Annotated in this window: 21 protein-coding genes; 15 read left to right on the top strand and 6 right to left on the bottom strand. The window is 50.8% G+C overall.

All coding sequences use genetic code 11. The features are described from left to right. Positions 1 to 39: 39 nt before the first annotated feature. From cyoA to C7W93_RS16750, 7 genes are all read left to right on the top strand, one after another. Positions 40 to 987 (top strand): ubiquinol oxidase subunit II, encoded by a 948-nt coding sequence (cyoA, locus tag C7W93_RS16780; protein WP_108441423.1) that lies wholly within the window; start codon positions 40 to 42, stop codon positions 985 to 987. A 102-nt stretch (positions 988 to 1,089) separates the two neighbouring features. Then, the gene (cyoB, locus tag C7W93_RS16775) at positions 1,090 to 3,093 is read left to right on the top strand and encodes a cytochrome o ubiquinol oxidase subunit I (protein ID WP_108441422.1); all 2,004 of its coding nucleotides are present in this window, start codon (positions 1,090 to 1,092) and stop codon (positions 3,091 to 3,093) included. Continuing rightward, on the top strand, positions 3,086 to 3,721 hold the full coding sequence (cyoC, locus tag C7W93_RS16770; protein WP_108441421.1) for a cytochrome o ubiquinol oxidase subunit III: 636 nt from the start codon (positions 3,086 to 3,088) through the stop codon (positions 3,719 to 3,721). Before cyoB ends, cyoC begins: the two co-directional genes overlap by 8 nt. After that, positions 3,718 to 4,221 carry a cytochrome o ubiquinol oxidase subunit IV gene (cyoD, locus tag C7W93_RS16765; protein WP_108441420.1) on the top strand — a complete coding sequence of 168 codons (504 nt, stop codon included), beginning with the start codon at positions 3,718 to 3,720 and terminating at the stop codon, positions 4,219 to 4,221. Before cyoC ends, cyoD begins: the two co-directional genes overlap by 4 nt. Then, positions 4,218 to 5,099 (top strand): SURF1 family protein, encoded by an 882-nt coding sequence (locus C7W93_RS16760; RefSeq protein ID WP_108441419.1) that lies wholly within the window; start codon positions 4,218 to 4,220, stop codon positions 5,097 to 5,099. Before cyoD ends, C7W93_RS16760 begins: the two co-directional genes overlap by 4 nt. Positions 5,100 to 5,212: 113 nt before the next feature. Further along, positions 5,213 to 6,595, top strand: coding sequence for an ATP-binding protein (locus C7W93_RS16755; RefSeq protein WP_108442183.1), 1,383 nt, complete (start codon positions 5,213 to 5,215; stop codon positions 6,593 to 6,595). Next, positions 6,585 to 7,154: a response regulator transcription factor gene (locus tag C7W93_RS16750; protein ID WP_108441418.1), complete on the top strand. Its 570-nt coding sequence runs from the start codon at positions 6,585 to 6,587 to the stop codon at positions 7,152 to 7,154. Before C7W93_RS16755 ends, C7W93_RS16750 begins: the two co-directional genes overlap by 11 nt. A gap of 105 nt (positions 7,155 to 7,259) precedes the next feature. Here the strand turns inward: C7W93_RS16750 and C7W93_RS16745 are convergent, their stop codons facing one another. From C7W93_RS16745 to C7W93_RS16730, 4 genes are all read right to left on the bottom strand, one after another. Then, positions 7,260 to 9,566, bottom strand: coding sequence for an EAL domain-containing protein (locus C7W93_RS16745; RefSeq protein WP_108441417.1), 2,307 nt, complete (start codon positions 9,564 to 9,566; stop codon positions 7,260 to 7,262). Positions 9,567 to 9,860: 294 nt separating this feature from the next. Continuing rightward, entirely contained in the window at positions 9,861 to 12,725 is a 2,865-nt protein-coding gene (locus C7W93_RS16740; RefSeq protein ID WP_108441416.1) for an insulinase family protein, read from the bottom strand. A gap of 134 nt (positions 12,726 to 12,859) precedes the next feature. After that, on the bottom strand, positions 12,860 to 13,894 hold the full coding sequence (locus tag C7W93_RS16735; RefSeq protein WP_225869915.1) for an FAD:protein FMN transferase: 1,035 nt from the start codon (positions 13,892 to 13,894) through the stop codon (positions 12,860 to 12,862). Continuing rightward, the gene (locus C7W93_RS16730) at positions 13,891 to 16,044 is read right to left on the bottom strand and encodes a 4Fe-4S binding protein (protein WP_108442182.1); all 2,154 of its coding nucleotides are present in this window, start codon (positions 16,042 to 16,044) and stop codon (positions 13,891 to 13,893) included. Before C7W93_RS16730 ends, C7W93_RS16735 begins: the two co-directional genes overlap by 4 nt. A 549-nt stretch (positions 16,045 to 16,593) precedes the next feature. Between C7W93_RS16730 and C7W93_RS16725 the strand changes: the two genes are divergently transcribed. Continuing rightward, positions 16,594 to 17,742 carry a porin gene (locus C7W93_RS16725; RefSeq protein WP_108441414.1) on the top strand — a complete coding sequence of 383 codons (1,149 nt, stop codon included), beginning with the start codon at positions 16,594 to 16,596 and terminating at the stop codon, positions 17,740 to 17,742. Positions 17,743 to 18,087: 345 nt separating this feature from the next. Beyond that, positions 18,088 to 19,836, top strand: coding sequence for a PQQ-dependent methanol/ethanol family dehydrogenase (locus tag C7W93_RS16720; protein ID WP_108441413.1), 1,749 nt, complete (start codon positions 18,088 to 18,090; stop codon positions 19,834 to 19,836). A 942-nt stretch (positions 19,837 to 20,778) separates the two neighbouring features. On the opposite strand, the gene C7W93_RS16715 is transcribed toward C7W93_RS16720, so the two are convergent. Then, positions 20,779 to 22,686 carry a sigma-54-dependent Fis family transcriptional regulator gene (locus tag C7W93_RS16715; RefSeq protein ID WP_108442181.1) on the bottom strand — a complete coding sequence of 636 codons (1,908 nt, stop codon included), beginning with the start codon at positions 22,684 to 22,686 and terminating at the stop codon, positions 20,779 to 20,781. 303 nt (positions 22,687 to 22,989) lie between these two features. Between C7W93_RS16715 and pedF the strand changes: the two genes are divergently transcribed. After that, complete coding sequence (gene pedF, locus C7W93_RS16710; RefSeq protein WP_108441412.1) at positions 22,990 to 23,457, top strand: cytochrome c-550 PedF; 468 nt, start codon at positions 22,990 to 22,992, stop codon at positions 23,455 to 23,457. Between the two features lie 122 nt (positions 23,458 to 23,579). Further along, positions 23,580 to 24,425: an ABC transporter substrate-binding protein gene (locus C7W93_RS16705; RefSeq protein WP_108441411.1), complete on the top strand. Its 846-nt coding sequence runs from the start codon at positions 23,580 to 23,582 to the stop codon at positions 24,423 to 24,425. Between the two features lie 155 nt (positions 24,426 to 24,580). On the opposite strand, the gene C7W93_RS16700 is transcribed toward C7W93_RS16705, so the two are convergent. After that, complete coding sequence (locus C7W93_RS16700) at positions 24,581 to 24,835, bottom strand: Arc family DNA-binding protein (protein ID WP_108441410.1); 255 nt, start codon at positions 24,833 to 24,835, stop codon at positions 24,581 to 24,583. A 526-nt stretch (positions 24,836 to 25,361) separates the two neighbouring features. Here C7W93_RS16700 and C7W93_RS16690 point away from each other — a divergent pair. The 4 genes from C7W93_RS16690 to C7W93_RS25505 are packed head-to-tail and all read left to right on the top strand — an operon-like array spanning position 25,362 to position 26,804. Then, complete coding sequence (locus C7W93_RS16690; RefSeq protein WP_108441408.1) at positions 25,362 to 25,706, top strand: hypothetical protein; 345 nt, start codon at positions 25,362 to 25,364, stop codon at positions 25,704 to 25,706. Beyond that, positions 25,700 to 26,296, top strand: coding sequence for a DUF6036 family nucleotidyltransferase (locus C7W93_RS16685; protein WP_108441407.1), 597 nt, complete (start codon positions 25,700 to 25,702; stop codon positions 26,294 to 26,296). Before C7W93_RS16690 ends, C7W93_RS16685 begins: the two co-directional genes overlap by 7 nt. Before the next feature lie 54 nt (positions 26,297 to 26,350). Continuing rightward, positions 26,351 to 26,509 carry a hypothetical protein gene (locus C7W93_RS24855; protein ID WP_201747325.1) on the top strand — a complete coding sequence of 53 codons (159 nt, stop codon included), beginning with the start codon at positions 26,351 to 26,353 and terminating at the stop codon, positions 26,507 to 26,509. Positions 26,510 to 26,546: 37 nt separating this feature from the next. Next, positions 26,547 to 26,804, top strand: a complete 258-nt coding sequence (locus tag C7W93_RS25505) for a DUF86 domain-containing protein (RefSeq protein WP_370446476.1) — start codon at positions 26,547 to 26,549, stop codon at positions 26,802 to 26,804. Positions 26,805 to 26,967 lie beyond the last annotated feature (163 nt).

The following is a 26,967-nucleotide window of genomic DNA, read 5'->3' as shown; positions in this document are numbered from 1 at the left end:
ATTAGCATGATTTTACGGCTTGGATTGGAACTTTCCTACATGGTTTCCCAGAAAATTCGTCGTGGACTGATCCTCGGCCTGACCCTGTTACCCGCTGCTTTGTTGGCAGGCTGCAACATGGTCGTGATGCATCCTTCTGGTGACATCGCGGACCAGCAAGGTCATTTGATCGTCGTCTCGACATTGTTGATGCTTTTGATCATCATTCCGGTGATTGTGTTGATCATCGTATTCGCATGGCGCTATCGAAAAAATAACACTGCTGCCGCCTACGAGCCGGACTGGGATCACTCGACCCAGCTTGAGCTGGTGATTTGGGGCGCACCGCTTCTCATCATCATCGCGCTAGGCCTGATCACCTGGATCAGCACCCATACGCTTGACCCGTACCGCCCACTATCCCGACTCGATGCACAGCGTCCTATTCCTGCTGGCACCAAGCCGATGACGGTCGAAGTCGTGGCGCTGGACTGGAAATGGCTGTTTATTTATCCCGATCTGGGCATTGCCACAGTGAATGAACTGGCCGCGCCGATTGACGTGCCGATCCACTTCAAGATCACGGCGTCTTCGGTGATGAATTCGTTCTATATTCCTGCACTGGCTGGGCAAATCTATGCGATGCCGGGCATGCAGACTTCGCTCAATGCGGTCATTAATCGCCCTGGCGAGTTCGAAGGTTTCTCCGCCAACTATAGCGGTGCAGGATTTTCGGACATGCGTTTCAAGTTCCACGGCATGACGCCTGAAAACTTCGAACGCTGGGTGCAAGCCACCAAAACCGGCGGCGGTGCATTAAAACGGGCTGAATACGTACAGTTAGAGAAGCCTAGTCAGCGCGAGCCGGTGCGTCATTACGGCAGCGTGGACGCGGATCTTTACCATGCAATCGTTAATCGGTGTGTCGATCCCGCGCAGGCCTGTATGGACAAATTGATGATGACCGATACGAATGTAAAAGTCGGTCAGCCTGCAAAGCATGAGTAAAACCATGCAGAGAACTGTGCAAGAAGTCCCGGCAGCGCGTCGCGCTTTTGCCATCGGCGCTGGCATGTGCGCCGCGTTTCCCTTTTTCCTCGGAAAGTAACGATGCTAGACCATATTAATCTGACGAAGCTGATCTTCGGTCGTCTCACCTGGGAAGCGATTCCTTACCACGAGCCTATCCTGCTAGCGACCTTTATCGTGGTCGGCATCGGCGGGTTTGCCTTGCTTGCAGCGTTGACGTATTACCGCGTCTGGGGAACATTGTGGCGCGACTGGTTTACCAGCATCGATCACAAACGCATCGGGATTATGTACGTCGTTCTCGGGATCGTCATGTTGCTGCGCGGCTTTGCGGATGCGCTGATGATGCGGATGCAGCAAGCGATGGCCTTCGGTGATAACGCCGGGTTCCTGCCGCCACACCATTACGATCAGATCTTTACCGCGCATGGCGTGATCATGATTTTCTTCGTCGCCATGCCTCTGGTGACCGGACTGATGAACTATGTCGTGCCGCTGCAAATCGGTGCACGCGACGTTGCTTTCCCTTTTCTGAATAACTTCAGTTTCTGGATGACCACTTTCGGTGGCATGCTGGTCATGGCGTCGTTGTTCGTTGGTGAGTTCGCCCGTACCGGCTGGTTGGCTTATCCGCCACTGTCAGGCATTTTGTCCAGTCCGGATGTGGGGGTCGATTACTATATATGGGCGTTACAGATTGCCGGGGTCGGGACGCTGCTGTCGGGGATTAACCTGATCGCCACCATCGTCAAGATGCGCGCCCCCGGCATGAACATGATGAAAATGCCGATCTTTACATGGACTGCGTTATGCACCAACGTCCTGATCGTCGCTGCTTTCCCGGTATTGACTGCTGTACTCGGCATGCTGGCGCTGGATCGTGTGTTCGGTACAAATTTCTTCAGCACCGATATGGGCGGCAACGCCATGATGTACGTCAATCTGATCTGGATTTGGGGCCATCCTGAAGTCTACATTTTGATTCTGCCATGCTTTGGTGTCTTCTCTGAAGTCGTCTCAACGTTTTGCAGCAAGCGCCTGTTCGGTTATACATCGATGGTCTACGCCACCGTGGTTATCACGATTCTGTCTTATCTGGTCTGGTTGCATCACTTCTTCACCATGGGTTCCGGTGCCAGCGTCAATTCCTTCTTCGGGATCACGACGATGATTATTTCGATCCCGACCGGTGCCAAGATTTTCAACTGGTTATTTACAATGTATCGGGGCCGTATCCGCTTCGAAGTGCCAATGCTGTGGACCATCGGCTTCATGATCACTTTTGTTATCGGCGGTATGACCGGCGTTCTGTTGGCGGTGCCATCGGCCGACTTCGTGTTGCATAACAGTTTGTTCCTGATTGCCCATTTCCATAACGTGATTATCGGCGGCGTGGTCTTCGGTATGTTTGCCGGGATTAACTTCTGGTTCCCGAAAGCATTTGGCTACAAGCTCGATTCTTTCTGGGGCAAATGCTCATTCTGGTTCTGGACAATTGGTTTCTACGTTGCGTTCATGCCGCTGTATGTACTCGGTTTGATGGGCGTGACGCGACGTCTTAGCCATTTTGAAGATCCGTCATTGCAAATCTGGTTCCAGATCGCCGCCTTTGGCGCAGTCTTGATCGCGCTTGGCATTGGCTCTTTCCTGATCCAACTGGTTGTCAGCTATCGTCGTCGCGATGCGTTGCGTGATACCACCGGCGATCCATGGGGTGGTCGTACGCTGGAGTGGTCGACTTCGTCGCCGCCACCGGCTTATAACTTTGCCTTTACGCCGCAAGTTTATGACAACGACGCCTGGGCAGACATGAAGGCCAATAACTACGTCCGGCCACAAAAAGGCTTTAAAGAGATCCATATGCCGAAGAACACTGGCGCTGGCTTTATCATCGCTGCCCTCAGCGCGGTCTGTGGTTTTGCGCTTATCTGGCAAATGTGGTTAGTGGCGATCGTCGGATTTGTGGCGATGCTGACTGCCGTCATCATTCACACCTTCAACTACAACCGCGAATACTACATCCCGGCGGACGACGTCGTCCGTACCGAGGGTGAGCGCACACGTTTGCTGGAAAGCTATGTCTGAGATATCCACTTCTTCTGCTGGCGCCATGAGCGCTGATCCGAGCGCGCGTTATTACGTGACGGAGCATCATCCCGAGAACGGTACGCTGCTCGGATTCTGGTTGTATCTGATGAGCGATTGCCTGATCTTCGCTTGCCTGTTTGCAACGTATGCCGTGCTGGGCCGCAACTATGCAGGTGGTCCAACCGGCGCCGAGCTGTTTGATTTGCCGCTGGTGGCGGTGAATACCGGCTTATTGCTGCTGTCATCGATTACCTACGGGTTTGCGATGCTGGAAATGCAACGCGACCGTCAACGCGCCACGCTCATCTGGCTGGCTGTAACGGGAATCCTCGGTGCCTGCTTTATCGGATTTGAATTGTACGAGTTTGTGCATTTGATCCATGAAGGTGCCGGACCGCAACGCAGCGGTTTCCTGACATCGTTCTTTGCGTTAGTGGGCACCCACGGACTGCACGTCAGTTTCGGTATCGTCTGGCTGATCACGTTGATGTTTCAAGTCGGTCGGCACGGTCTTAGCCCTGAAAATCGTCGGCGCTTGATGTGCTTGTCGATGTTCTGGCACTTTCTTGACGTCGTCTGGATCGGCGTCTTCACCTTTGTCTACCTGATGGGAGTATTGCCATGAGCGGCCATCACGAACACCCGGCGCGCGTTGTGGCAGATGGTCACGGCCATCATGACGACCATGGCGGCGCAGACCACGGCACGCTGAAAAGCTACACCACCGGCTTCTTGCTAGCCGTCATTCTTACCGCAATTCCGTTCTGGATTGTGCTGGGAAAAGTCTTTGAAAAATCGAGTACCACCGCGCTGGTCGTACTTGCCCTTGCTGCCGTGCAAGTCGTTGTGCATATGATTTATTTCTTGCACATGAACACCAAGTCCGAAGGCGGCTGGTCGATGCTGGCGCTGATCTTTACGATAATGCTGGTAGTCATTATGTTAAGCGGATCGTTGTGGGTGATGTATCACCTGAATCACAACATGATGCCCGGCATGACGCCTGATCAGATGCAAGAGGCAACGCCGGAATCGATCCAGCAAATGCAAAACAGGCACGAAATCCGGGAAACCCCACAAATGCCTAAAATGCACGACATGAACAGCATGCATAAGATGCCATGATCCCCACGCCTCGCAGCCGGCCTGCGGGCGATAACGCGGCGTCAACTTCGCAAGAAGTTGCGCCGCGTTTTCGTTCGGCAGCAGTGCGGCGCACGTTGATTATTTGTGCGGGACTGATTGTTGCGGTCTTTATCGGACTGGGTACATGGCAGCTTAAGCGCTTGCAATGGAAGCTTGATCTGATTGCGCGGGTGTCAGAACGTGTCCATGCGCCGGCTATCGCAGCCCCAACGCGGGAGCGTTGGTCGCAAGTCACTGCCGATGCCGACGAATACCGACATGTGCGCGTAGCAGGAACATTTCTTTATCCACTTACCGTTCGGGTGCAAGCCGTCACCGAACTTGGTAGCGGCTTCTGGCTGCTAACGCCGCTGCGCACTGCCGATGGCAGCGTGGTACTGATCAATCGTGGTTTTGTGCCCGCCAAAGCCGGTGACTGGCGACCTCAGGTTTCTCCTGATACGCAGAATATTTCTACCCCGACAGACATCGCAGTCGTGTCCGGGTTGTTGCGCATGACCGAGCCGGGCGGCGCTTTTTTGCGTCACAACGATCCAATCGGGAATCGCTGGTATTCTCGCGATGTACAAGCCATTGCAGCGGCGCGTAATCTGCCGTTGGTTGCGCCTTATTTTGTGGATGCAGATGCAACGAAACAAGCTGCGTCGACAGAAACTGCTGCGGACAGCGCCAAAGATCAACCCGTCGGCGGTTTAACCGTCATCGCTTTTCACAACAATCACTTGGTCTATGCACTTACTTGGTATGCTCTGGCATTGATGCTGGGCGGTGCTGGTTTTTGGATTCTGCGTGAGGAACGCCGCATACAGAATGACAAGCCCGGCGATGACAGAAAAACCAACAGTAATACTGCATAATTTTTTCAACGTCGTAGCTAGCATCCTGCGACAGTCGATTCCAACGCGCATCCGGTGAGGGCAAAGGTCGAAGATAGCGAACCACGAAAGTGAAGATGCCAAGCAAAATTGAAATGTCTGCACAGACAGACGAAGCCAAAGATGATGGCTTCATTGCGTTAAGCTATGCCAGCGAGAAACCGGGTAAGCGCGGCAAGCGTTTTGAAAATGCGGCCGGTCGCGAAAACATGATGCAGCTGATTCAACTGCGCTGGATCGCGGTGATCGGACAAATCACCACGATCTCGGTTGTCATGCTGGGCTTCGATATCCCGCTTCCGCTACCGCATATGCTAGAGGTGTTGGCTTGCCTGATCGCGTTTAATCTCGCCAGTCAGTTGCGATGGCATGAACGTCCCGAAGTGGCAAACAGTGAGCTTTTTCTGGCGCTTTTGGTGGATGTCGGTACGTTGACTGCCCAGTTATATCTCAGTGGCGGCACCGCAAATCCTTTCGTATTTCTCTATTTATTGCAGGTCATTCTGAGCGCTGTGCTGCTAGAAGCCTGGTCGACCTGGACCATCGTTGCCATCACCAATAGCTGCCTGGCCGGGCTTTCTTTGTTTTCGAAACCGCTGGCGATACCGCATGATCATGGCAATGGTTTATCCAGTTTGTATGTCGATGGCATGCTTATTTGCTTCGGCCTGAATGCCGCTTTATTGGTGTTTTTCATCAAGCGCATTGGCAATAATCTGCGCGCCGGTGATGCGCAACTTGCGCACTTGCGCCAGCGCGCCGCCGAAGAAGATCATATCGTCCGGATGGGGCTGTTAGCATCCGGCGCGGCGCATGAACTGGGCACGCCGTTATCCACTTTATCGGTGATTTTGGGCGACTGGCGACGGATGCCGGAATTCAGCCAGAATAACGAGTTGCAAGAAGAAATTGGTGAAATGCAGGCCCAGTTACAGCGCTGCAAATCGATCGTCAGCGGCATCCTGCTTTCGGCCGGCGAGGCGCGGGGCGAATCCTCGGTGAAGACCACGATTAATACCTTTCTCAATGATCTGGCGCAAGATTGGCGCTCATCCCGATCGATCGTCGCATTTGAGTATGAAAATCGGATTATGTGGGATATCCCGGTCGTGTTCGACTCAGCCCTTAAACAGATGATTTACAACGTACTCGACAATGCGCTGGAAGCGTCGCCGCTGTGGGTGCGGCTGGAAGTGACACGCGAAGCCGATGCACTGGTGTTGCTTGTCACCGACAATGGCCCGGGTTTTGTGCCATCAATGTTGGCGCATATAGGCAAACCGTATCAGTCCAGCAAGGGACGCCCCGGCAGCGGATTGGGCTTGTTTTTTGTCGTCAATGTCGCCCGTAAATTAGGCGGCGCAGTGTCGGCACGTAATCGGGAGGAGGGCGGTGCTGCGGTGCTACTTACACTGCCGCTGGCAGCGATCAGTCTAGAGGAAATAAGCGTTGATGGAGACAATGATCATGTCGGCTGATCACTTGCCAGAGTCGCCCAATCACCCTGCAAATCGTCTGTTACTCATCATCGAAGACGATGCCACTTTCGCACGCACGCTGGGGCGCTCATTTGAACGGCGTGGCTATACGGTATTGCTCGCAGAAAATCTGGATGCGGCCAGCGCACTGTTGCGTCAGCATTCACCGGGCTATGCAGTGGTGGATCTTAAATTAAACAGCAATACTTCCGGGCTGGCGTGCGTTCAGATGCTGCACAAACATGATCCGGCGATGTTGATTGTGGTGCTGACCGGTTTCGCTAGTCTCGCCACAGCGGTTGAGGCGATCAAACTAGGGGCTTGTCAGTATCTCGCCAAGCCTTCCAATACCGACGATATCGAGGCCGCTTTCGGTCACGTTGCCGGAATTGCCGAAGTTGAATTGACCAACCGTTCAACCTCTATCAAAACGCTTGAATGGGAACGTATTCACGAAGTATTAGTGGAAACCGATTTCAATATTTCCGAAGCCGCGCGGCGTCTGGGCATGCATCGGCGCACGTTGGCGCGCAAGCTGGAAAAGCAGCGCATTAAATAGCATCATCCGCTTAAAAAAACATCATTTCTTCAGTGATTCAGCTGGCATAATGTCGCCGTTTAAAGGCAGCATTATCCATGTCGTTTTAGACGCGCCAATCCGCATTTATACGATCGGCGTTGCCGATTTTACGTGGCCGAATTTAAAAATATCTTCACTCAGAAATCTTGTCAGCAGCGCCGGTACTTCCTCAGCCCGGACCGGCATGCTGTAAAAATAGCCTTGCACAATTTCGCAAGAAAGCGCTCTTAGCATATCCCGTTGCGCGGCTGTTTCGACACCTTCCGCGATGACTTGCAAATGAAAACTTTTGGCTAATGAAATTACGGTGCGAATAATTTCGGTTGCACCGCTTTGGATAAATGCGCGATCGATTTTCAGACAATCTACCGAGTAATGCATCAACGATGCCAGCGATGAATGTCCCGCACCAAAGTCGTCTATCGATACCTTGATACCGATGGCGCGCAGTTTCATCAGAATGGCTTCTGCCGCTATCGGGTCGTTCATGACCAGACTTTCTGTCAGTTCCACTTCCAATATGGACGGGGGCACGCCATGGTTTTCTAACGCCGCCACAACGTCCTGGATAAGATGGCTGCTGTTAAATTGGCGGGCTGAGACGTTAACCGCGACGGGAATCCAGCCCAATCCTGCCGTTTGCCATCGTTGCATCTGCTCGCAAGCCATTTCTAACGCGCGTCGACCTAATGGCAATATCAGTCCGGTTGCTTCGGCGGCGGGAATAAATTCGGAAGGCAATACAATCCCTTTTAACGGATGCTGCCAGCGCATAAGCGCCTCGAATCCCACGACGCGTTCCGACATTAAATCAATCTTTGGTTGATAAGTTAAAAAGAATTCTTGACGAGAGATTCCCTCGCGGATCGACTGTTCAAGCGCCAATCGTTCTGCCATCTCGGTGCCTAAGCGTGCGGAAAAGAAGCGATAAGCGCCTTTTTCTTCGGTCTTGGCCTGATACATCGCGATGTCTGCATGTTGTAGCAGTTCGGTCGTTGTGGTGCCGTCTAAAGGGTGTCGGCTAATCCCCACGCTGGCGCCAATTGACAGAGATTTTCCATTGATTGAAAATGGTTTTTCCATCGCTGTGATGATGCGATTGCTCGCCAATACAGCCACTTTATCATCGGTGAAATTATTCAGTATCACGGTAAATTCGTCACCGCCCAATCGGAAAACGCTATCTGAATTACGCACCGCCGATTGCAGACGTTCGGCCACTGCGCATAACAATTTATCGCCCGTTTCGTGGCCAAGACTATCGTTAATATTTTTAAAATTATCCAGATCGATAAACAGTACGCCAGTCCCGCTTTTTTTATTTTGTGCGTAATTGATCTCATTTTGCAGGTGGCGCAAAAATAGCAATCGATTAGGCAACTGTGTCAGCGGATCATGGCCAGCCAGGTATTCCATTTGCGCCTGATGGTTTTTCAGCTTAAACGCAAGCAGGCCGGTGACTATCATAAAACCAATGATCAGACAGCTGGCCCCAACAGCCCAACGATAGTGAGTCACTGCAGCAAGATTGACGTCCCGCAGCACGTCGTCGACCGAGATGCCAACACTGACGCTTAACGGATATTCGTCGAGTTGCCGAAATGCAGAAATCCGGGGGATGTCATCAATGGCGTTGATCACGACGGGGCTATCGGTTTTGTGCGCGGCAGTATAGAGCGCCAACGTATTGGCAAAATTGACCGTGACATTTCTTTTTGCGGTCTCCCCGACGCGAATGGCGCGATAGGTGCCATCAGCGCCTAATAAACTGACCATGCCTTGCGCGCCAAAATCCGCTTTATTGTAAAAGTCGGTGAAAGAGGCGGGGTCTGCGGAAAGCACCACTACGCCTCGAAACGATCCGTTCGCATAATTCAGGCGACGGCTCATCTGCAAGGTTTCTTTATTGGAAACGCGGCCCATGACAGGTTTGCTGATAAACATTTTTTGCGAGTCGTTGGCGATATGCACCTTGAAATGCTCACGGTCGCGCAAGTTGACTGTCTGAAACGGCCCGGTCTTGGTCGTCGCCACCAGATCACCTTTTTCGTTGGCGATAGAGGCCAGAATCAGCAAATCGGATGACAACAAACCGCGTTCAATAAAGTCCGGTAAATCAATCATGCCGTTATTGCTTTCGTACTGAAATTTCAGATACTTCACTACCTCGTCGTCGTGATGAAGGGTGCGTAACGTATATTGTTCATAGCCCCGGGCGAGGGTGTCCATATCGCTGCTGGCGCTATGGAGTGCCGCGACGCGTTCGTTCTCGGTATAGATATGTATGCCCACCCATAGCCCGACCAGCAGCAATAAGTTGAACGCAAGAAGAAGAACCAATAGAGAGTCGTGACCGCGATGAAAGACAGTAGTTTTAGTCTTGGGTATCATGTGATGCCCTACGTTAGCACGGCCAAAGAGCGAATTGTCTCAAGAATGCCGTGCGTTTTTTGACGGTTATTTCTAGAGCAGAAAGCAGACTTTCAGAGAATTTTCCCTTTCTTTCGATGCCTAGTTCTGATGGCGCTTTTTGAATGGCTGCGAGACTAATTTTCATCTTCGTAAAAATTTTTAGTGTTTAATATCTTGGTCCGCACAGGCTGTCTAGCCATGCGGACCATTTTTTATTTTTTTGAAAAAACCGGCGCGTCGTCCCTGATGTTTGCGCCTAGGCCTTTTCGTTATTTATACCAGCGACGCCAATTTGGTCAGCTCAAGACCTGCCAGCTCTTGCTCTGTTTTACCAACAAACGCAGCACGACTTGGGACGATATTATTGAGCCATTTTTCTGCAGCCGTCTTGATATCTGTCGCGGTACAGCGCAGAACATTTTGACGATACTGGATACGCATCGCCTCGGTCACGCCAATCTGCTTGCGCGACCAACTGTTGATCGCCTCGGCATAGGGCGAGCGTGGTTGATCCAGCCCCTGCACGACACTAATGATGGCTTCTTCAATGCTTTCATCGGTCAGTTCAGTCGTCAATACCCATTCGATTGCCTGGGCAAAATCGGCATACGTCGCTGCCAATCGCGGATCGCGGAACGACGTCATTTTAAACAACCCTGATGCCACCGCATGCGAAGCTTGCGCACCATACGCACCGCCTTCTTCGCGGATCGTCCGGTGTAATACTTCGTTGGTCATTAATTCGGCCAACACAGACACAAACGCCGCATCCGGCGCAGCGATAGTCGGCCCGGCCCAGATGGCGAAGCAGTGATTCACTTGCGCAGAGGCGTGTAAAGCCGCATTGGCTGGCGGGATTGTCGCCGGGGTCGGGGCAATCCCAACTGGCCGTGGCTGCGCGCTAAAGGGCTTAACCAACGCTTTGCCGAGCAAGGGGGCGGCATCCGGCTCTGCGGAGACAAGTACCGTAACAGGGCTGCTGATGACTTTTTGATGCAAGGCTTTTAACTTTTCCGCAATCGTCTGCATGCCATCCGGCTGTTCGCATTGTTCTTGCAAATAGCGATAAAACGGCAGACCGCTGGCACCAAATACGGCTTCTTCAAACTGGCTTAAGCGCGACCACGGTGCGGCGGCGGCAAGCGATGCATAACGACCGCCATCTTCGGCTAGATCGTTTTGTACTTCGCGCACCATGCTATCGATCAGAAATGCCAGGCGGTCAAGTTCATCAAAGCGTGCATCGGTAATCGTGTCTTGCAATGCTTCCCTGATTTGCTCCTGCTCTTCTTTCAAGCCTTTTGCCGAAAACTCCACAGAAATCTTTAGCGGCGCGCTGGCATCCAGCGCTTGATGCACATCCAGATTAACGGTGAAATCAGGCACCAAATCTTGCCGCCATGCGCTGGCTGCTTCGTAGTTTTTGTCGGCCAGGCCAACATCCGGAATCAAGCTGGCATATAGATTTAGCCAGCACCATTCTTCCGCCAAAAAGTCTGACACGTTAAATAAAATAGAGGCATAGCTAACGCCGTTGGAAGCGATCGGCAGGATGACTGCGCCTTGTTCTGCGGCCGGTATCGGAAAGCCCGGCTTGACCGCCTGTGTCACGTCCGCAGGGCGAATGCGCGGCAGCACGTCTTTATTCATCGGTTGCCGCTGGCGATGCAATAATTCAGCCGATTCGGCCACAATACGCGCGCGATCTTCTTCGCTTAAATTGCTTTCAATCTGCGCCAGTCGCGCGGTCTCAGTCGCAATGCGGTCGACGTCATACCGCGCATCGGCAAAAACGCTAGACTCCAGCCGTGTAGGCGAATCCAGTAGTGATTGCACCAGGCCTTTAAAAAAGGCCGGATCTTTAATTTCCGCGTCGAGTTGCTGCAAAACCGGTTCGGCGTCAAACGCCTGAATGATGTCGCCGCCATTCATTTCAAACGGCAGCGCGTTGAGCAAAAGATGCAAGCCGTAGGGCAGGCCGCCGCCCTTGATTTCACGCTGATGAAAGCGGATATCGCGCAAGCTGGCTTGCAGCGTGGCGTGCGGAACGCCGGTAATAGCGGTTTTTTCCAACGCGTTCCAGATGCGTGTTCTGGCTTTACTGACTTCCGATTTTTTGAGACCTTCCATACCGGTATGAAAGCTCATTTGACGCGATTCGGTTTCTGCATGATTCATCGCAGAAGGACGGCCGAAACCGGCAGATTCCATCGCTTGCGATAACGGCGCCGAAGCATCGCCCAATAAACCGGCTTCCAGCAATTTTGCTCGTACATTGCCGACCGGATCGGTGGATTCGCCCAGTAACCAACTCATCTGAAAACCGTATTTATTGTCGCTGCCTTCTTGCGAGGGAATCGCGATAGTCGCATTTTTAGGCGCAGCCCACGCGCTGGCCAATTGCGGCAACATGCGCTCTGCACGCCCCGGTAATTTCGCCAGAACGCGTTCGGTAATAATTGCCTGCACGGCCGCCACATCGACATTGCCCGCGGTCATAAACACCGCTTGTGAGGGATGATAATGCTTCGCATGAAAGGCTTTTAACGCTGCATGCGTCAGATCCGGTATATGCAAGGGATCGCCGCCGGATTCCACCACATACGTCGTGTTTTCGAAAAGATGCTGTTTGATGCCCTGATCCAGCGCCCGCATTGGGTCCGAATACGCGCCTTTCATTTCATTTAAGACAATACCCTGATAGGTCAGCTTGCCGTCTTCAAACGCCAGTCGCCAGCCTTCTTGCAAAAAGTCGTAATAATCCAGCGTCGGAAAAAAAGCCGCATCCAGATAGATATCAAGCAAATTGAAGAAGTCAGTCTTATCCGTAGTCGCGAACGGATACACCGTTTTGTCTGGATAAGTGAATGCATTCATCCAGCCTAACGAACGTCGCGTCATCGAAAAAAATGGATCGCGGACAGGAAAACGTGCGGAACCGCACAACGACAGATGCTCCAAAATGTGGGCGCGACCATCACTTGTGTCTGGAATGGTCGGGAAAGCCACCAGAAATACCATTTCCTGCTCATCAGTGCGCAAATGAATATGACGCGTACCGAAGGCCGAATTTTCGTATTCTTCTACGACGGCACGGAGAGCAGGAACGGGATGAAGGCGGGTCTGTTTAAAAGCCATGTAAGGAATTATTGAAAGTTGATTGCCAATATTCAATAGTGCCTTAAAAACGCTAAAAAAGGCTGCCGTAGTGCGGATCGCCCTCTGTTAATTACCGCTTATTTTCTTATTCGTAAAGCAATAAAGACAACGTTTTATGCCGCAGATTCGCGCAGCGTCGGTGTTTTCCAGGTTTTGCCCTTTTTATCGACCAGCAGAACATCGACCTGATCGAGTTGCGCGGCAAGTCGCATCGCCTTCTCGGAGCCGAGCACGAACAGCGCCGTAGATAGCCCATCGGCCAATAAACCGGTCGGGGCGACGACGGTCACGCTCGCCAGTTCCAGCGGAGAATCGCCAGTGGCCGGGTCGAAAATGTGATTGTGGACAAAATCCGGCGTAAAGGTCGTCTCATAATCCCCGGATGTCGCCACGCTGCGCCCATCCATTTGTAACGCTGTTGTAAACACATCGGTCTGGCGCGGGTCCTGCACCCCGACTAGCCAGCGACGGTCCGCAGTTTTGGTTCCGGCAGAAATAAATTCGCCCGTGTCGAGCAGCGCGTTGTGAATGCCACGGGCTTGCACCGCAGCCAGAGCCAGATCGACCGCGTAGCCTTGCGCCACGCCATTTAAGGTGATCGCCATACCCGGCTTCAGGCTGACTTGGTGCGCGTCTGCCGATAAATCTTTCCAATTAACCAACGTTTTGGCCTGCGCAACTTCCGCAGCAGATGGCAGAGTATTGCTAGCCGCTGCGGTGCTGAACTTCACCCAAAGCGGTTGAACCGTGATATCGAAAGCGCCGTCGGTGAGAGCCGACAATCGTTGTGCTTCTGCCAATACCACCAATAAATGCGGATCGGGGTGCGCCAGTCGACCGTCACGATTCAATTGGAAAACCTGACTATCCGCGCTGTAGATGCTCATCAGCATATCGATTTTCTTAGCCTCGTGGATCGCGTCTTGAATCGCCAATTCCGCTTGACGTTGATCATGGTGCAACACCTGAATGCCGATGGTTGTGCCAAAGGCCAGATCGGCACCGGAATACAAACGCTGGCCGGAGGGGAGGATATCGCTGCGGGTAAATGCGCCAGCTTTTACGTGCGATGGAAGGAATTGCCAGCCCGCCAGCGTACTTAAGGCAGCGCCAACAGAGGCTGAAATAAAGGTGCGACGTCGCATCATGACTCCCTTAACGGTTGTGTGGACAGACTGACTGGCAGAGGCTGGATTGGAATCGTTCTGGCGCGTTTTTTCTCCATGATCAGCGGCGCGCATTTTTCGGGGCTTTCGTAAATCACGACGCAATCCATGCACTGAAAACATTCGTCATAGGCGATTTTTCCATCCGGCTTAATCGCCTGATAGTCGCAGCGATGGCGACAGGTCTGGCAAGGCGTGCCACACTCCTTGCGACGCGGCAACCAATCCAGAATCCGAAAGCGCCCCAGTACCGCCAGTCCCGCGCCAAACGGGCAGAGATAGCGGCAAAAGAATTTGTACACAAACGTGCTGGCAATCAACAAGCCCAGCGCATACACAACATACGGCCACGAACGGACGAAGTTCAGCGTGATCGCGGTTTTAAACGGTTCAATCTCAACCAATGTATCGGTCAATCTGGTGGAGAAGAACGCGCTAATAACGATCCCCAGCAGCACGACATATTTGATGCGTTTTAGTTTTGCATCGGTTTTCGTCTTGATCGTGAGTTGTGGAATTTTTAGAAATTGCGCCAGCTTGCCGACAAATTCTTGCAACGCGCCAAACGGACATAACCAACCGCAAAATGTGCCGCGCCCCCACGCAAATAGTGACACCGCCACAAATGCCCACAACACTACGGTCATCGGGTCATACATAAAAAATGCCAGACTGCGCCCGGCAACGACGGCTTGCAGAAAGCCCGTCATATTCACAATCGATAATTGTCCTTGTGCATACCAGCCAATAAAAAATAGCGTGAATGCCAAAAATCCGCGTCTGAACCAAGTGAAGGCGACGCCGTTTTTAGTCAGCCGTTTTTGCCATGACAACGCTATCGCCAGTACCGCAAGCGCGCCGATGAGCAACGCAATTTCCCACCAGCGTTTTTCCCAGCTGGCTCCCCATGACTTGGCGTCACTTTCGGCGGCTTGGTAAAACTTCGCTGGCAATACAAAGTTGAAGGGAAAATTTTCGGTAATACGCTCGGGATAAACGATGCCTTTACTACGTGTCACCGCGAGTGAAAAGTCGAGCGGCCGCGCCGGGTCTAATCCAGACTGGCTAATCACCCTGAATACCTTGATCGAATCCATTTGTAGTCCGGCAGACTCTGCATTGTCATCCAGCTTTAGATCCAGATCAAGATCACGCATTTCAATCGGCAACTTATCTTGCTGCAATTGCAGACGGTCCGGAATCGTACCGCTGACAAACGCCTCGCTGAGCACGCTGTAGCGACCTCTTGACATCACCAGAAGCGCGTGATCGCCTTGCTCCAGGCGGTTTTCAAGCTTGGTCCAGCTGGCAGCATTTAATAGATTGCGACCGATGCCGGGGACCGAAACATACGCAAGATAGAGATCAATAAACGTCCCGCCCGGATCTTTCAATCCGTCGGCATCAAGACCTGCGCCAGCGGTTTTGGCGAACGTCTTTTCAACATCGCTATTGCGTAAAACCACATGTTTAATCAAGCCGGAATCGATTAATTGCTTCACGCTGGCGGGCGTAAATACATCTGCCTTAACCCGCGCAATTAAATCGGGATCACGACCTTCCGCAAAGCCGAGTTTTTTTCGCGCCACTTTTAGCGCTGCTGAAAGAACGGTCTGATTCATGATGCGCACCGACGCCGTGGCTTTGGTGACGCCATCCAGATAAACGTTGATGCCGTGCGTCTTATTGGTATTATTTTTTTGCGTCTCTATCTTGATGTTTTGAAATAACGACAAGCCTTTATATTGATTCACAAACTGAAACATCGGCGCTTCACCCAAGCCGTCAAGAAACACGGGTTCGTGATGCGCGATAACGCTGACCTCAATAAAATTTCCTTTGGGATCGAGCGCAATCAGAAGATTAATCGGCAAGCCGGAAAAACCGGCGATTGGTGCCAGATCGATGGACTCGAAAACATAACCGACTAATTCATTCGCCGTAGCGTTCTGCTTAAAAATCGGCCAGACCGGTATGGCACTGTCTTTTTCCCCGATAATAAATGGCGATGGGAAACGTTTTTCCAGCGTGGCATGCGTCATGGTGCCCGCGCGGGACATCGTCGCCCAGCTCGCCGCTAGCAAGATGGCGAAAAGCATTAATCCACGTAACCAACCTAAATAGGCGCGCATCGGAGACCTTAAAGATAGAAATGAGGGTGCGCACATCTGTTTGGCATGCCCGCGATTGGCGGTGGCAACAGCCAGATGTTTAGGCGATATGTGCAATAAATATGCCATCGATGCAATGCACGTAAAGACCGCATCAACTGTCAGGCGTTTTTTTGCGTTTTCCAAGCGATCAGAATGTGAACAAGTTGTATTGCATGTGATCCAGATTTAAACACCGGACGATGGTTAATTGTTTCGGGATCGGCACGATGACGTTGCCGTCCAGCGGCGACGCTGATCTTCATTTTGGTTTTCATGCGGCCAGATCGCGACTGCAAAACCGACCAGATTTAACGTCCTAAAATCCGATGGCTACCGAATGAAGAAGGCGACATTTCAGCCTTGCATAACCCTGTAATAGCCCGGACAAACTCAACCTGTCAGTTTGCGCAAATGTGTTTTTTACACAAGAATACGTCATCACTGGCATGGCTTTTGCCAAGAGCGAGTTGCTGCAGGACTCTGTAATCCCTGCCGCGATTGAAAAATAAAATCCCCAAGGAGACCTCTGTGAAAAAAATATTTAAGCTCAAAACCTCGCTCATCGCTGTATCGGCAGTAATGGGAGTCTGTGCAATAGCGGGTTCTGCACATGCACAATCGTCCGTCACCATTTATGGTGTGGTCGATGCGGGGCTGGTATATGTCAACAACCAAAAAACGCCTTCCGGCGGCAATGGCAGCGTCACATCATTCAACACCGGTGGCGTTACGCCGAGTATTTTTGGCTTCAAAGGAACAGAGGATCTGGGCGGTGGTTTAAAAGCCAACTTCAATCTTGAAGGACACTTTTTCGCAGGCACGGGGCAGGGCGGCCAATGGGGCGGTTTGTTCGGGCGTCAGTCCAACGTCGGCCTCTCCAATAGCTACGGCACGATCACTTTGGGTAAACAATATTCACCTGCGGTGCTGGCCTTTGCTGCGACCGATCCGCGTGGTTTGAAAGAAACTTTCTCAGGGTTGATCTCATGGGCGCTGACGCAAAGTCCGCTCAACGTCGGCACCGCTGTGGCCCCGGCTAACTCGAATGCACCGATTGATGTTTTTGTGGCGAATGCTTTGGCGCTCAGCACAAAAATTGCCGATGTTAATTTAAGCGGATCGTATAGTTTCGGTGAAAACGCGGGAAGCAACGCCGCCAATCGCGTTATCTCTCTGGGTGCGGTCTATACCGGCCCTGTTACGCTGTCGGCTTCGTATCAATCCGATAACGGTCAGCGGGCCGGTTTGGTGGGCGGTACTGGCGTGCAAACCAGAAAATATAGCTTGGGTGCGGGCTATACGATAGGCGATGCAACGTTGACGTTGAACTATCTGAATAACAAAAATAGTGATCCTGCTACTGGCGCCGAATTGGCCCAATATCGGGTCTATGGCGCGGGTTTGAATTATCGGACATCGGTGGCTAACACAGCGACGCTGGCCTACTACTATTCCAACAATAAAGATGGCAGTAGCGATATCTCCAAGACGCTGATTCTGAGCGATGACTACGCGCTTTCGAAGCGCACAACGCTCTACGGTTTGCTCGCTGGCGTCAAAGCTAGCAGCGGCTATACCACCGGTGCGGCGTTCGGCGTGGCAAATAACAATCTCTACCTTGCCACTAGCGGCAAAACCACTACCGCTGTTGAAGTCGGTATTAAGCATACGTTCTAATCAAGCAGCGGCCCGTTGCGGCCGCCATTTTCTGTTGTCGTTAGCGCACCGCCATCATTAATCATAGTCAACATTGTTCACGCAAAGAAGCGGGTGTGCTTGCCACAAGCAGGCATACCCACGCATCTCGGTGAAGTAAAAACCATGTTGCCCTGCCTGATCTGAGTTGTTCAGTTCTGTGACACTTGCTGAAATTTAGCGCAGTCAAAAGCACATATTTTGTAGATTCAAGCGCAAAAAAGCCGGATTCAGGGCTAACGATGGGATGGCATGCGGCTTGCCTATAGAGGTCTGTGCGACACGACAAAAAAAGTTGAATATTCGATTTATAAACAGGAGGATGATATGCATAAAAAATTGATAGGCGTATTGCTCGGCGCGGTAGTCGGCAGTGCATTTGCCGCCACCGGCGCAGGTGTCACCGACGCCATGATAGCGAACGATTCGAAAGCACCGAACACCGTTTTGTCATGGGGTATGGGGACGCAAGGACAGCGTTATTCCACACTGACTCAGATCAATACGCAGACCGTCAGTAAATTGACGCCAGCCTGGTCTTTTTCGTTCGGTGGTGAAAAACAACGCGGTCAAGAATCGCAGCCGCTGATCTATAACGGCAAAATGTTTGTGACCGGTTCCTACTCCCGCATCTATGCGATTGATATGAAGACCGGCGCCAAATTATGGAAGTACGAACATCGTCTGCCTGACGGCATCATGCCTTGCTGCGACGTGGTTAATCGCGGTGCCGCTCTGTATGAAAATCTGGTGATTTTCGGTACGCTTGATGCGCAATTGATTGCGTTGGATCAAGATACCGGCAAGATCGTCTGGAAAGAAAAAGTCGCGGATTATGCTGCTGGATATTCGATGTCCGCTGCGCCGTTGATTGCGAAAGGCCTGTTGCTGACCGGTGTTTCTGGTGGTGAGTTTGGTGTCGTTGGACGTGTTGATGCACGTAATCCGCGCACTGGCGAACTGGTCTGGTCGCGTCCCATGATTGAAGGACACATGGGCTATAAATACGACAAAGAAGGCAAGGCAACCGAAAACGGTATTACCGGCACGACTAACAAATCATGGCCTGGCGATCTTTGGAAAACCGGCGGCGGCGCCACCTGGTTGGGCGGTACTTATGATCCAACGACTGATCTGGCCTATTTCGGCACTGGCAATCCATCGCCGTGGAACAGCCATTTGCGTCCTGGCGATAATCTTTATTCTTCGTCGACTGTAGCGCTGGATCTGGATTCAGGGAAGATCAAATGGAGCTATCAAACAACGCCGCATGACGGTTGGGATTACGACGGCGTCAACGAGTTTGTGACCTTTGATATGGATGGAAAACGGTTCGGCGGAAAAGCTGATCGGAATGGTTTCTTTTATGTGATCGATGCTAAAAACGGTAAGTTGGAAAATGCTTTTCCGTTTGTTAAAAAGATTACATGGGCAACAGGAATCGATCTGAAAACCGGTCGTCCTAACTACATCGAAGCGGGCCGTCCTGGCGATCCTACTAAGGGTGAAGAAGGCAAAAAGGGTTCTACTTCGTTCGTAGCACCTGCTTTCCTCGGCGCAAAAAATCAAATGCCTATGGCGTATAGCCCGCAGACTAAATTGTTCTATGTTCCTGCCAATGAATGGGGCATGGATATCTGGAATGAGCCGGTCAGCTACAAAAAAGGCAGTGCTTATTTAGGTGCCGGTTTTACTATTCGTCCGATTAACGATGACTACATCGGCGCGATGCGTGCGATCGATCCTAAGACAGGCAAAATCGTCTGGGAAATCAAGAATAACGCGCCGTTGTGGGGTGGTGTTATGACGACTGCTGGTGGGTTGGTATTTTATGGCACGCCAGAGGGTTTCTTGAAAGCAGTCGATGCTAAAACAGGTAAAGAACTTTGGAAATTCCAAACCGGTTCGGGTGTTGTAGCGCCGCCAGTGACATGGAAAGATGGCGATACGCAGTATGTTGCGGTCGTGTCTGGCTGGGGTGGTGCGGTGCCGTTATGGGGTGGTGAAGTTGCTAAGAAAATTAGCTCTATCGAGCAAGGTGGTTCGGTTTGGGTGTTTAAGTTGAGCTCTAAGTAAATTGTAATTTGTAATTTGTAATTTTTAGATTGTGTTTGTGGTTTTACCTTTGATGCCGTTGTTACCGGACGACGTGCATTGAAGGGAGATTAAGGTATCTTCTCCGCCCCCTGAGGCGTTTTGGCTGACAACATGAGTTGTTGGCCTTTTTTTTGGGTTTTTTTTAGTTCAGTTTGGGTGTTATTTAAAACTCGGTTTTCTCCGTTGATGCAAGCCGGGGTGGCCTGGTAGGCGGTCACTTTCTTTTACTTCAGCTCGGCGTCCCCGCCAAAAGAAAGTAACCCACGAAAAGGCGACCGCAAAGACGCTGCCCTTTGAGTTCCCACATTTTTTAGCCATCCCTCGGGCAGAGAAACCAACTCGCTGCGCTCAAACATGTTTCCCGATTATTTTCGAGTGACAGCTAAAAAATTCGGCAGCGCCCCATGACGGGGTAGGTCAACTGCCACTGTCACTTCAAAAGCAGCTTCAACGGCAGCTTCGATCGGAATCGTCATCCTGCTTTGTACTGCACACGCCGCATGCGCCGTGAGCACTTAAAACAAAATTATTTACATCAAAGAGGCTGCGGCTTTTGACGTTGCAGGCGCAGCCACCTTTGACGCTGTTTTTGAATTTGCGGACGTAGCCACAGTTGACGTTGCAGTTGTTTTTGAAGTTGCAGCTGCTGTTGAAGTTGCAGCTGCTGTTGAAGTTGTAGCTGCTATTGAAGTTGTAGCTGCTATTGAAGTTGGAGTGGCCGTTGAAGTGACCGTTGAAGTGGTTTTTGACGTACCCCAACACGTAGCGCTGTCAAATGTTTTAGGGATTTGACAGGGTTTGTCGGGAAACATGTTTGAGCGCAGCGCGTTGGTCGCCCCCGGCGAACTAACCACGGAGCGCCAACCGCTTCAATTTCCAGTAACCAAAATAAATCACGCCTTAAAAAATCAAAAACTCCTCTTATTTTTGTAAGGGAATCTTCCGATAAATAGTATTCCTCGACACTCCCAACGCCCGGGCGGTAGCCGACACATTCCCCCCATTAGACGCCAAAGCCTTCTCGATAACCGATCTCTCAACCTGCTCCAGATTAGCCCCGCTAGAAACCAGCCATTTAGTATTATCGTCTTGCTCGCTAGCCTGGACCTGCTCAATATCTTCCAAAAAATCATCCGGAAGATGCTGATGTTTAATCTCATGATCCGTATCAGCCATGACAATCGCAGTCCGCAGCAAATTAGTCAATTGCCTAAAATTCCCCGGCCAATTATGCAATTTAAACAACCTCATAATTTCCGGCGAAACCGTATAACGTCCACTAGTAGATTCGGCGATCAAAATCTTCTCAACCACGATATCCATATCGGTCCGCTCCCGCAGTGGCGGCAACTTCACTACCAACCCATTCAACCGATAATAAAGATCCTCACGGAATTCACCCTTAGTGATCAACTCCCGCAGATTACGATTAGTCGCGCAAATCAACTCCACATTCACTGTAATCGATTTAGTGCTACCCAACGGCGTCACCATCCGCTCTTGCAAAACGCGCAAAAGCCGCGACTGCAAACTCGACGGCATATCCCCAATCTCATCCAGAAACAGGGTCCCGCCATTCGCCTGCAATATCTTCCCAACAGCGCCTTTTTTACGCGCACCGGTGAATGCCCCATCCTCATAACCGAACAATTCCGACTCAATCAACGTCTCCGGAATCGACGCACAATTCACCGCCACAAACGGACCGCTAGCCCTTGGCGAATCATTGTGAATCGCCTGCGCCAATAACTCTTTACCGGTGCCAGTCTCGCCCATAATCAAAATGGGGATATCGCGGCCCAACACCTTGTTCACTTTTTCGATCAACGCGGCCACCTGCGGATCGCCAGTATTCAGATATCGCAGCCCCGACATGCGTCGCGACGACTGATGGTTACGATTAGCCGTCCCCGCTGATGGATTGTTATTCCTATTTGCATCGCTCGCAGGATTATCATCAGCCCGCGCCAACTCAACCGAGCGGTGAAATTGACTATTCGCGATATGCAATTGCGCACGCCCATACACCCGCACTCCGCTAGGCATGCACAGACTCAATAGCCCCGGCATAGCTGTGCGATAGTGATCAAACAGCGCCGTAATCGATAAGCCAAAAAGTGAACTGAACGTATGCGATTGCAGCGCCGACATCGGCAAGCCAAGCTGAAATAAGCCCGTCCGGTTAGCAGAAAGAAAGCGTCCGCTGGGCGAGAACGAAACAATCCCCTCCATCAATGTGCCGACAAACTCAGGCCGCGTATTAAAGTGCAGCGTAATCGCATCTTGAAATGCCGCCAGAAACAAATGATTCTCAATCATCTGCGCTGACATCCGCACCAACGCCATCGTGTGTTTATGAAAACTCGATTGATCCCCAGTCACATCCAGCACGCCAATCACATTGCCCTGATGATCTAAAATCGGCGCGGCAGAGCAGGTGAGGAAATGATTGGCGACCAAGAAATGTTCGTTAGCATGAATTTGCACCGGCACTTGCTCAGCGATAGCAGTGCCAATCGCATTCGTACCCTTGCTCGATTCCGACCACGTAACACCGGGTTTGAGTGCGACCCGATTGGCTTTCTCCAGAAAATCATCATCTCCCAACGTATGTACGATCAAACCGTTCACGTCGGTCAGGATCACCATGTTGTGGGTGTTAATGATTTGTTCGTAGAGCGTTTCCATCACCGGCAGCGCGTGGATGTGCAGGGTACGATTTTGTTCCAGCAATAGGGAAAGATCAGGCCGCCCAATGGGACTGAAATCCGGCTTTTCTATTTCCGACAAACCATACGCTTTAGAGCGTTGACGGGATTCTTCTATCATCATGGTAGTTTCGCAAGCAGAAAACGTGCCACGACCAAGTGATTTTTTGTTATCGACGCCTGGAGGGGCGTCGGGCTTGTCGTGCGGTGCGCTGCTATTGATAGGCGGCATGACGTGTCTCCTGCTGATGTAATTATTCAGCGTGTATTTGTTTTATTTGTTCTAAATGCTGTTCTTTAATATAGCACCTGCTTTTGGCATTGTTCAAAAATAGAACAAAAACTACCTCAGGTGTGCCGTATTTGTATGGCACGACAATTGCCATTACCTCTTCATTATTCAAAACGTTGTTGAGGAGCTAGTATGAAAAAGTCGCGTCAATTGATTTCTTGTTGCCTTTTAGCCGCTGTTGTCATCGCCCCATCATTTGTCTATGCCCACGGCGATGTAATACCACAGCCTGTCGATACCAAAACATTACCTACTCTAGGCCCTGAGTGGCGTGATGAAAATCCGTTTCGCGGCCAGAAAGAGGCCATCAACATCGGTACATCTGCCTATGCAGAAAACTGCGCGCGCTGCCATGGACTGCAAGCCCAGTCAGGCGGTATCGCGCCTGATTTGCGCTTACTGGACCGCGACTGTAGCGATCTGAAAGGCGCGAAACAACAAGCCTGTTATAAAGAAACGGATAAATATTTTCTGATATCAGTGCGTCATGGAAAAGTCCGCAATGGTGCTGTCTACATGCCGCCGTTTGAAGGCATTTTGAATCAAGAGGCGATGTGGTCTATCAAAGCCTATCTTGAAACATTGCGCGCCATTAACTGATTCTGCCCGACCGCGCTTCAGCGTTTGCAGGCAACCTGCGCGGTCAGGTCCGAAGTTTAAGTGCACAAAGTATGCCGCTTCCATCAGAGTAATGGCAACTATAAAAGAATGGGTGAGACACCATGTACAAAATTTCTTCTAAAGCGCTGGCAACGATCATATTGCTGGCGTGGGTTTGTTTTGCGGCTGGCGCCTACGCACAAGCGCCGGCTGGAAATGATTTTGCGAAAATCAAGCAGTCAGGAATATTGAAGGTCGCTATCTATAATGATTTCGCGCCGTTTTCAGCCAACAGCAAAGGTATTGATGTCGATATTGCGCAGGCGCTGGCTAAAAAATTAGGATTGACGGTAAGTTTTCTGCCGTTTCCTGCTGGCGAAGAATTGAGTGACGATCTGCGCAATATGGTCTGGAAAGGCCACTATCTCGGCTATGGTCCTGCTGATTTATTGATGCATGTGCCGGTAGACCCCAACCTGATTAACCAAAATGACAAGGTGAGTATTTTTGCGCCGTATCATCGCGAGACGGTGCGTCTGGTGCGGGATACTCGCAAAGTGCCAGAATTCGATAATCTGGATTCCATGACCGGAAAAGCGATTGGCGTAGAAAAAATTTCGATCGGCGCGATGCTGTTAATGGGCGCAGAAGACGGAAAATTTCGCGACAACATCAAAATATTTCCCGATGCAACAGCGGCGCTTGAAAAACTCAAAGCAGGCGAACTTGATGGCGTAGTGGCGAACCGATCAGAAATAGAATCAGTTGTCGGAAAAGACGCTAATTTTCAAATGAGCGAAGTCGCTTTTCCGCGCTTGCCATCTAAAGGTTGGGTGATTGGTATGGCGGTGAAGAAGGATGATCAAGAGCTGGTGAAATTATTACAGGATGCCACTGCTACGCTGGTTTCTTCGGGTGAGATGGCGCAAATATTTGCGAAGCATGGCGTGACCGTAGTGACGCCTTAATCGTTGAAGACGACACGTTAGCGTCATAAAAAAAAGCAGGCATCTTTCGATGCCTGCTTTAGGGTTTTTCGTACGTTAAGTTTACCGGATTGGCTACGAATGTCAGGCGCGTTACCACCGCGCCAAATATTGGCGGAGTGTGTTTTTGTTTACATTTATTTTTTGCGGGAGATTTGAGTAGTAAGCGCATCGACTCTTTTAGAAAGCAATTCTATTTGCTCTGTAAGCGTTTGCAATTGATTTTCCGCCGATAGAAGTAATGGTGAATTATTTTTTTCCGTAAAAGTTTGCTGAAGTCGTTTAACCACTTCAGCCGTCAATGAACGGTCATTTTCTGCAGCAGCATCTTCAATTTGCTCTTTTAGAGTAACGGGAATGCGCAGATTCATTTGGGGATCATTTCTAGCCATGACGAAGAATAATGCAGCACGGTGCTTGCTAACAATAAAGCACCGTACTTTATTTTATTCGCGGCCGTTTGATTTCAATGCGGCAGGTCTCATCAAAATCATCGGAAGCGGCGATTTGGCAACCATAAAGTCCGCCACTTCATCTTTCCCGTTGAAGATGCATCGAATGGCTACTTTCACCAGCGGGTGACGACCTTTTGCGATGATGAACGCCGCCGCCCTGGGCAGGCCGTTCAGCCAGCCGCAATAAATGTATTTTGGCTGTGATCAGCTTGACGATTCGCATGTTGAATCTCAAGCTAAATTGATTAATCCGGTCCCGATGACGAAATTTCGCAAGATGGCATTTATTAGTCGCTTTTGCAAGCACAATGGGCAGAAACAACGCGATATCAAGTTTGATATCAAATAGGCAAAAAGTGTATGCGCTGCAAAATAATTGTTGAATATACACAATGAGTAGAGAATGGAGCCGCTAGGTAAGAGATAGTATTGCGCTGTGTATCAGACTGAAGAGGAAAATTTTATGATCAGCCACGTGCCGCCTGCGGATGCGCAAATTACATCAACAGCGTGGAATAGAGAAAGCGAAGATGCACTCGTGAAGCTCTGCATGAATGCTGCAGCCGAAAATAGTCTTCCGGCAAGTGCGAATGAGGCCGATGTGTTCCGCTTGGTCGCACAGTTGGTCAAGACAAGACATCCCGAGGTTGCCGCGGCCTTAGAGAAAGCAACAAAAGCCTATTTCGATGCGCATCAACCGCTGCAACCACGATCTTTTCCTGAAGTAGTCCAGGCGGGCCTCGTACGAGATCTGCCACGTGTTCGCAACCTTCTGGATCGTCAACTTTCCGGGATACGTACATGGTAGAGAATATTCGTTTTAATACCGATACCGACCTCGCCACAGGTCTTGTACAACTGGTCAAGAAGCTTAATGAAAGTCTGGATTTGAAGGAGCCAGTGAAGATGTTCATCGCCGGCGGAATGGCGACGCATCTTTATACGGCGAGCAGAGTAACGATGGATGTCGATGCCGAGTTTTCGAAGCGATTTTTAGTACCTTCAGACCTCCTCGTGGAAACTGCAGCGGGCAATGTGTTGTACCTGGACGCATCTTACAACAGCACATTTGCCCTGATGCACGAAGATTATCAGCAGGATTCGATTAAAGTTCCTGTCGACACAGACTATATTGAGATATATGTATTGAGTCCGGTGGACCTGATTGTTAGCAAAATTGCGCGATTTTCAGGGCCTGACAGAGGCGATATTGAAAACTTGATTTCGCATATGCGCGTTACTGCTGATGAAATACTTAAGCGTGCGACCGAGGCTTTGGGAGGGTACATAGGCAACACGAGCACCGTGAAATTGAATCTCGAAGAGGTCCTTCTGATCGCACGACATGGCAAGCAAGATCCAGATGAAAAAATTGATGGTCCGGAAACACAAAGTTAAAGAATATTTTATGAAGGCAGCGCTATACCTTGAATTGAGACGTCAAAACATAAAATGCGTCTGCCGGAAAATACTCAAATACGAGGTGCCTTATTCTACGTTGATGGTCTAGAGAAGGACGTATTTTTTGCAGACAAACGTACTCAACAGGCAGTGATTCTCAATATCATCAGCATCGTTGAGGCTGCAGAAGCTATTGCAGAATCATGGTAATTTTCTGGAACGATATCCAGCCGTGCCGTGGCGAAGCATGAAAGGAATGCGCAACCGCCTTACGCATGTCTACTTTGATATCCGTCTCAATATTATTTGGGAGACTGTACGATCAGCTCTCCCACAGCTTCTGGAATTCCTCCTCGGGTTCGTGAGGATGCGGCAAATAAACACGATCATTCTGATTCTGGCGTCTAGTCGTCGCGATAACAGCGTTTTGCGTCAATACCCCTACCATCTCCCTCCCAAAAAATACTTGTCACCCAGCCCCTCTCACCGCCAAACATTGCAGTAGACTATCGAGATCGCAAGGCGGCTAAATTGCCGGTCGCAAGACCGTTCGCAGGCCAGACGGCGAGACCATTCCATCGTCAATTTTCGCTACCTTGAGACGTGCAACGGGGTACAAAGACGCGCCGGGTATTGACTCTGCCGCTTGCCGCTACGTGATCCCGTTT

It is taken from the genome of Glaciimonas sp. PCH181, assembly GCF_003056055.1.
GTDB lineage: Bacteria > Pseudomonadota > Gammaproteobacteria > Burkholderiales > Burkholderiaceae_D > Glaciimonas.
This window is presented reverse-complemented; position numbering and strand designations above follow the sequence as displayed.

What these genes read in the sequence shown, in the direction of transcription:
- cyoA (WP_108441423.1), top strand. Translation starts at nt 40, where the DNA reads ATGGTTTCCCAGAAAATTCGTCGTGGACTGATCCTCGGCCTGACCCTG.
- cyoB (WP_108441422.1), top strand. Translation starts at nt 1,090, where the DNA reads ATGCTAGACCATATTAATCTGACGAAGCTGATCTTCGGTCGTCTCACC.
- cyoC (WP_108441421.1), top strand. Translation starts at nt 3,086, where the DNA reads ATGTCTGAGATATCCACTTCTTCTGCTGGCGCCATGAGCGCTGATCCG.
- cyoD (WP_108441420.1), top strand. Translation starts at nt 3,718, where the DNA reads ATGAGCGGCCATCACGAACACCCGGCGCGCGTTGTGGCAGATGGTCAC.
- C7W93_RS16760 (WP_108441419.1), top strand. Translation starts at nt 4,218, where the DNA reads ATGATCCCCACGCCTCGCAGCCGGCCTGCGGGCGATAACGCGGCGTCA.
- C7W93_RS16755 (WP_108442183.1), top strand. Translation starts at nt 5,213, where the DNA reads ATGTCTGCACAGACAGACGAAGCCAAAGATGATGGCTTCATTGCGTTA.
- C7W93_RS16750 (WP_108441418.1), top strand. Translation starts at nt 6,585, where the DNA reads ATGTCGGCTGATCACTTGCCAGAGTCGCCCAATCACCCTGCAAATCGT.
- C7W93_RS16745 (WP_108441417.1), bottom strand. Translation starts at nt 9,566, where the DNA reads ATGATACCCAAGACTAAAACTACTGTCTTTCATCGCGGTCACGACTCT.
- C7W93_RS16740 (WP_108441416.1), bottom strand. Translation starts at nt 12,725, where the DNA reads ATGGCTTTTAAACAGACCCGCCTTCATCCCGTTCCTGCTCTCCGTGCC.
- C7W93_RS16735 (WP_225869915.1), bottom strand. Translation starts at nt 13,894, where the DNA reads ATGATGCGACGTCGCACCTTTATTTCAGCCTCTGTTGGCGCTGCCTTA.
- C7W93_RS16730 (WP_108442182.1), bottom strand. Translation starts at nt 16,044, where the DNA reads ATGCGCGCCTATTTAGGTTGGTTACGTGGATTAATGCTTTTCGCCATC.
- C7W93_RS16720 (WP_108441413.1), top strand. Translation starts at nt 18,088, where the DNA reads ATGCATAAAAAATTGATAGGCGTATTGCTCGGCGCGGTAGTCGGCAGT.
- C7W93_RS16715 (WP_108442181.1), bottom strand. Translation starts at nt 22,686, where the DNA reads ATGATAGAAGAATCCCGTCAACGCTCTAAAGCGTATGGTTTGTCGGAA.
- pedF (WP_108441412.1), top strand. Translation starts at nt 22,990, where the DNA reads ATGAAAAAGTCGCGTCAATTGATTTCTTGTTGCCTTTTAGCCGCTGTT.
- C7W93_RS16705 (WP_108441411.1), top strand. Translation starts at nt 23,580, where the DNA reads ATGTACAAAATTTCTTCTAAAGCGCTGGCAACGATCATATTGCTGGCG.
- C7W93_RS16700 (WP_108441410.1), bottom strand. Translation starts at nt 24,835, where the DNA reads ATGGCTAGAAATGATCCCCAAATGAATCTGCGCATTCCCGTTACTCTA.
- C7W93_RS16690 (WP_108441408.1), top strand. Translation starts at nt 25,362, where the DNA reads ATGATCAGCCACGTGCCGCCTGCGGATGCGCAAATTACATCAACAGCG.
- C7W93_RS16685 (WP_108441407.1), top strand. Translation starts at nt 25,700, where the DNA reads ATGGTAGAGAATATTCGTTTTAATACCGATACCGACCTCGCCACAGGT.
- C7W93_RS24855 (WP_201747325.1), top strand. Translation starts at nt 26,351, where the DNA reads ATGCGTCTGCCGGAAAATACTCAAATACGAGGTGCCTTATTCTACGTT.
- C7W93_RS25505 (WP_370446476.1), top strand. Translation starts at nt 26,547, where the DNA reads ATGAAAGGAATGCGCAACCGCCTTACGCATGTCTACTTTGATATCCGT.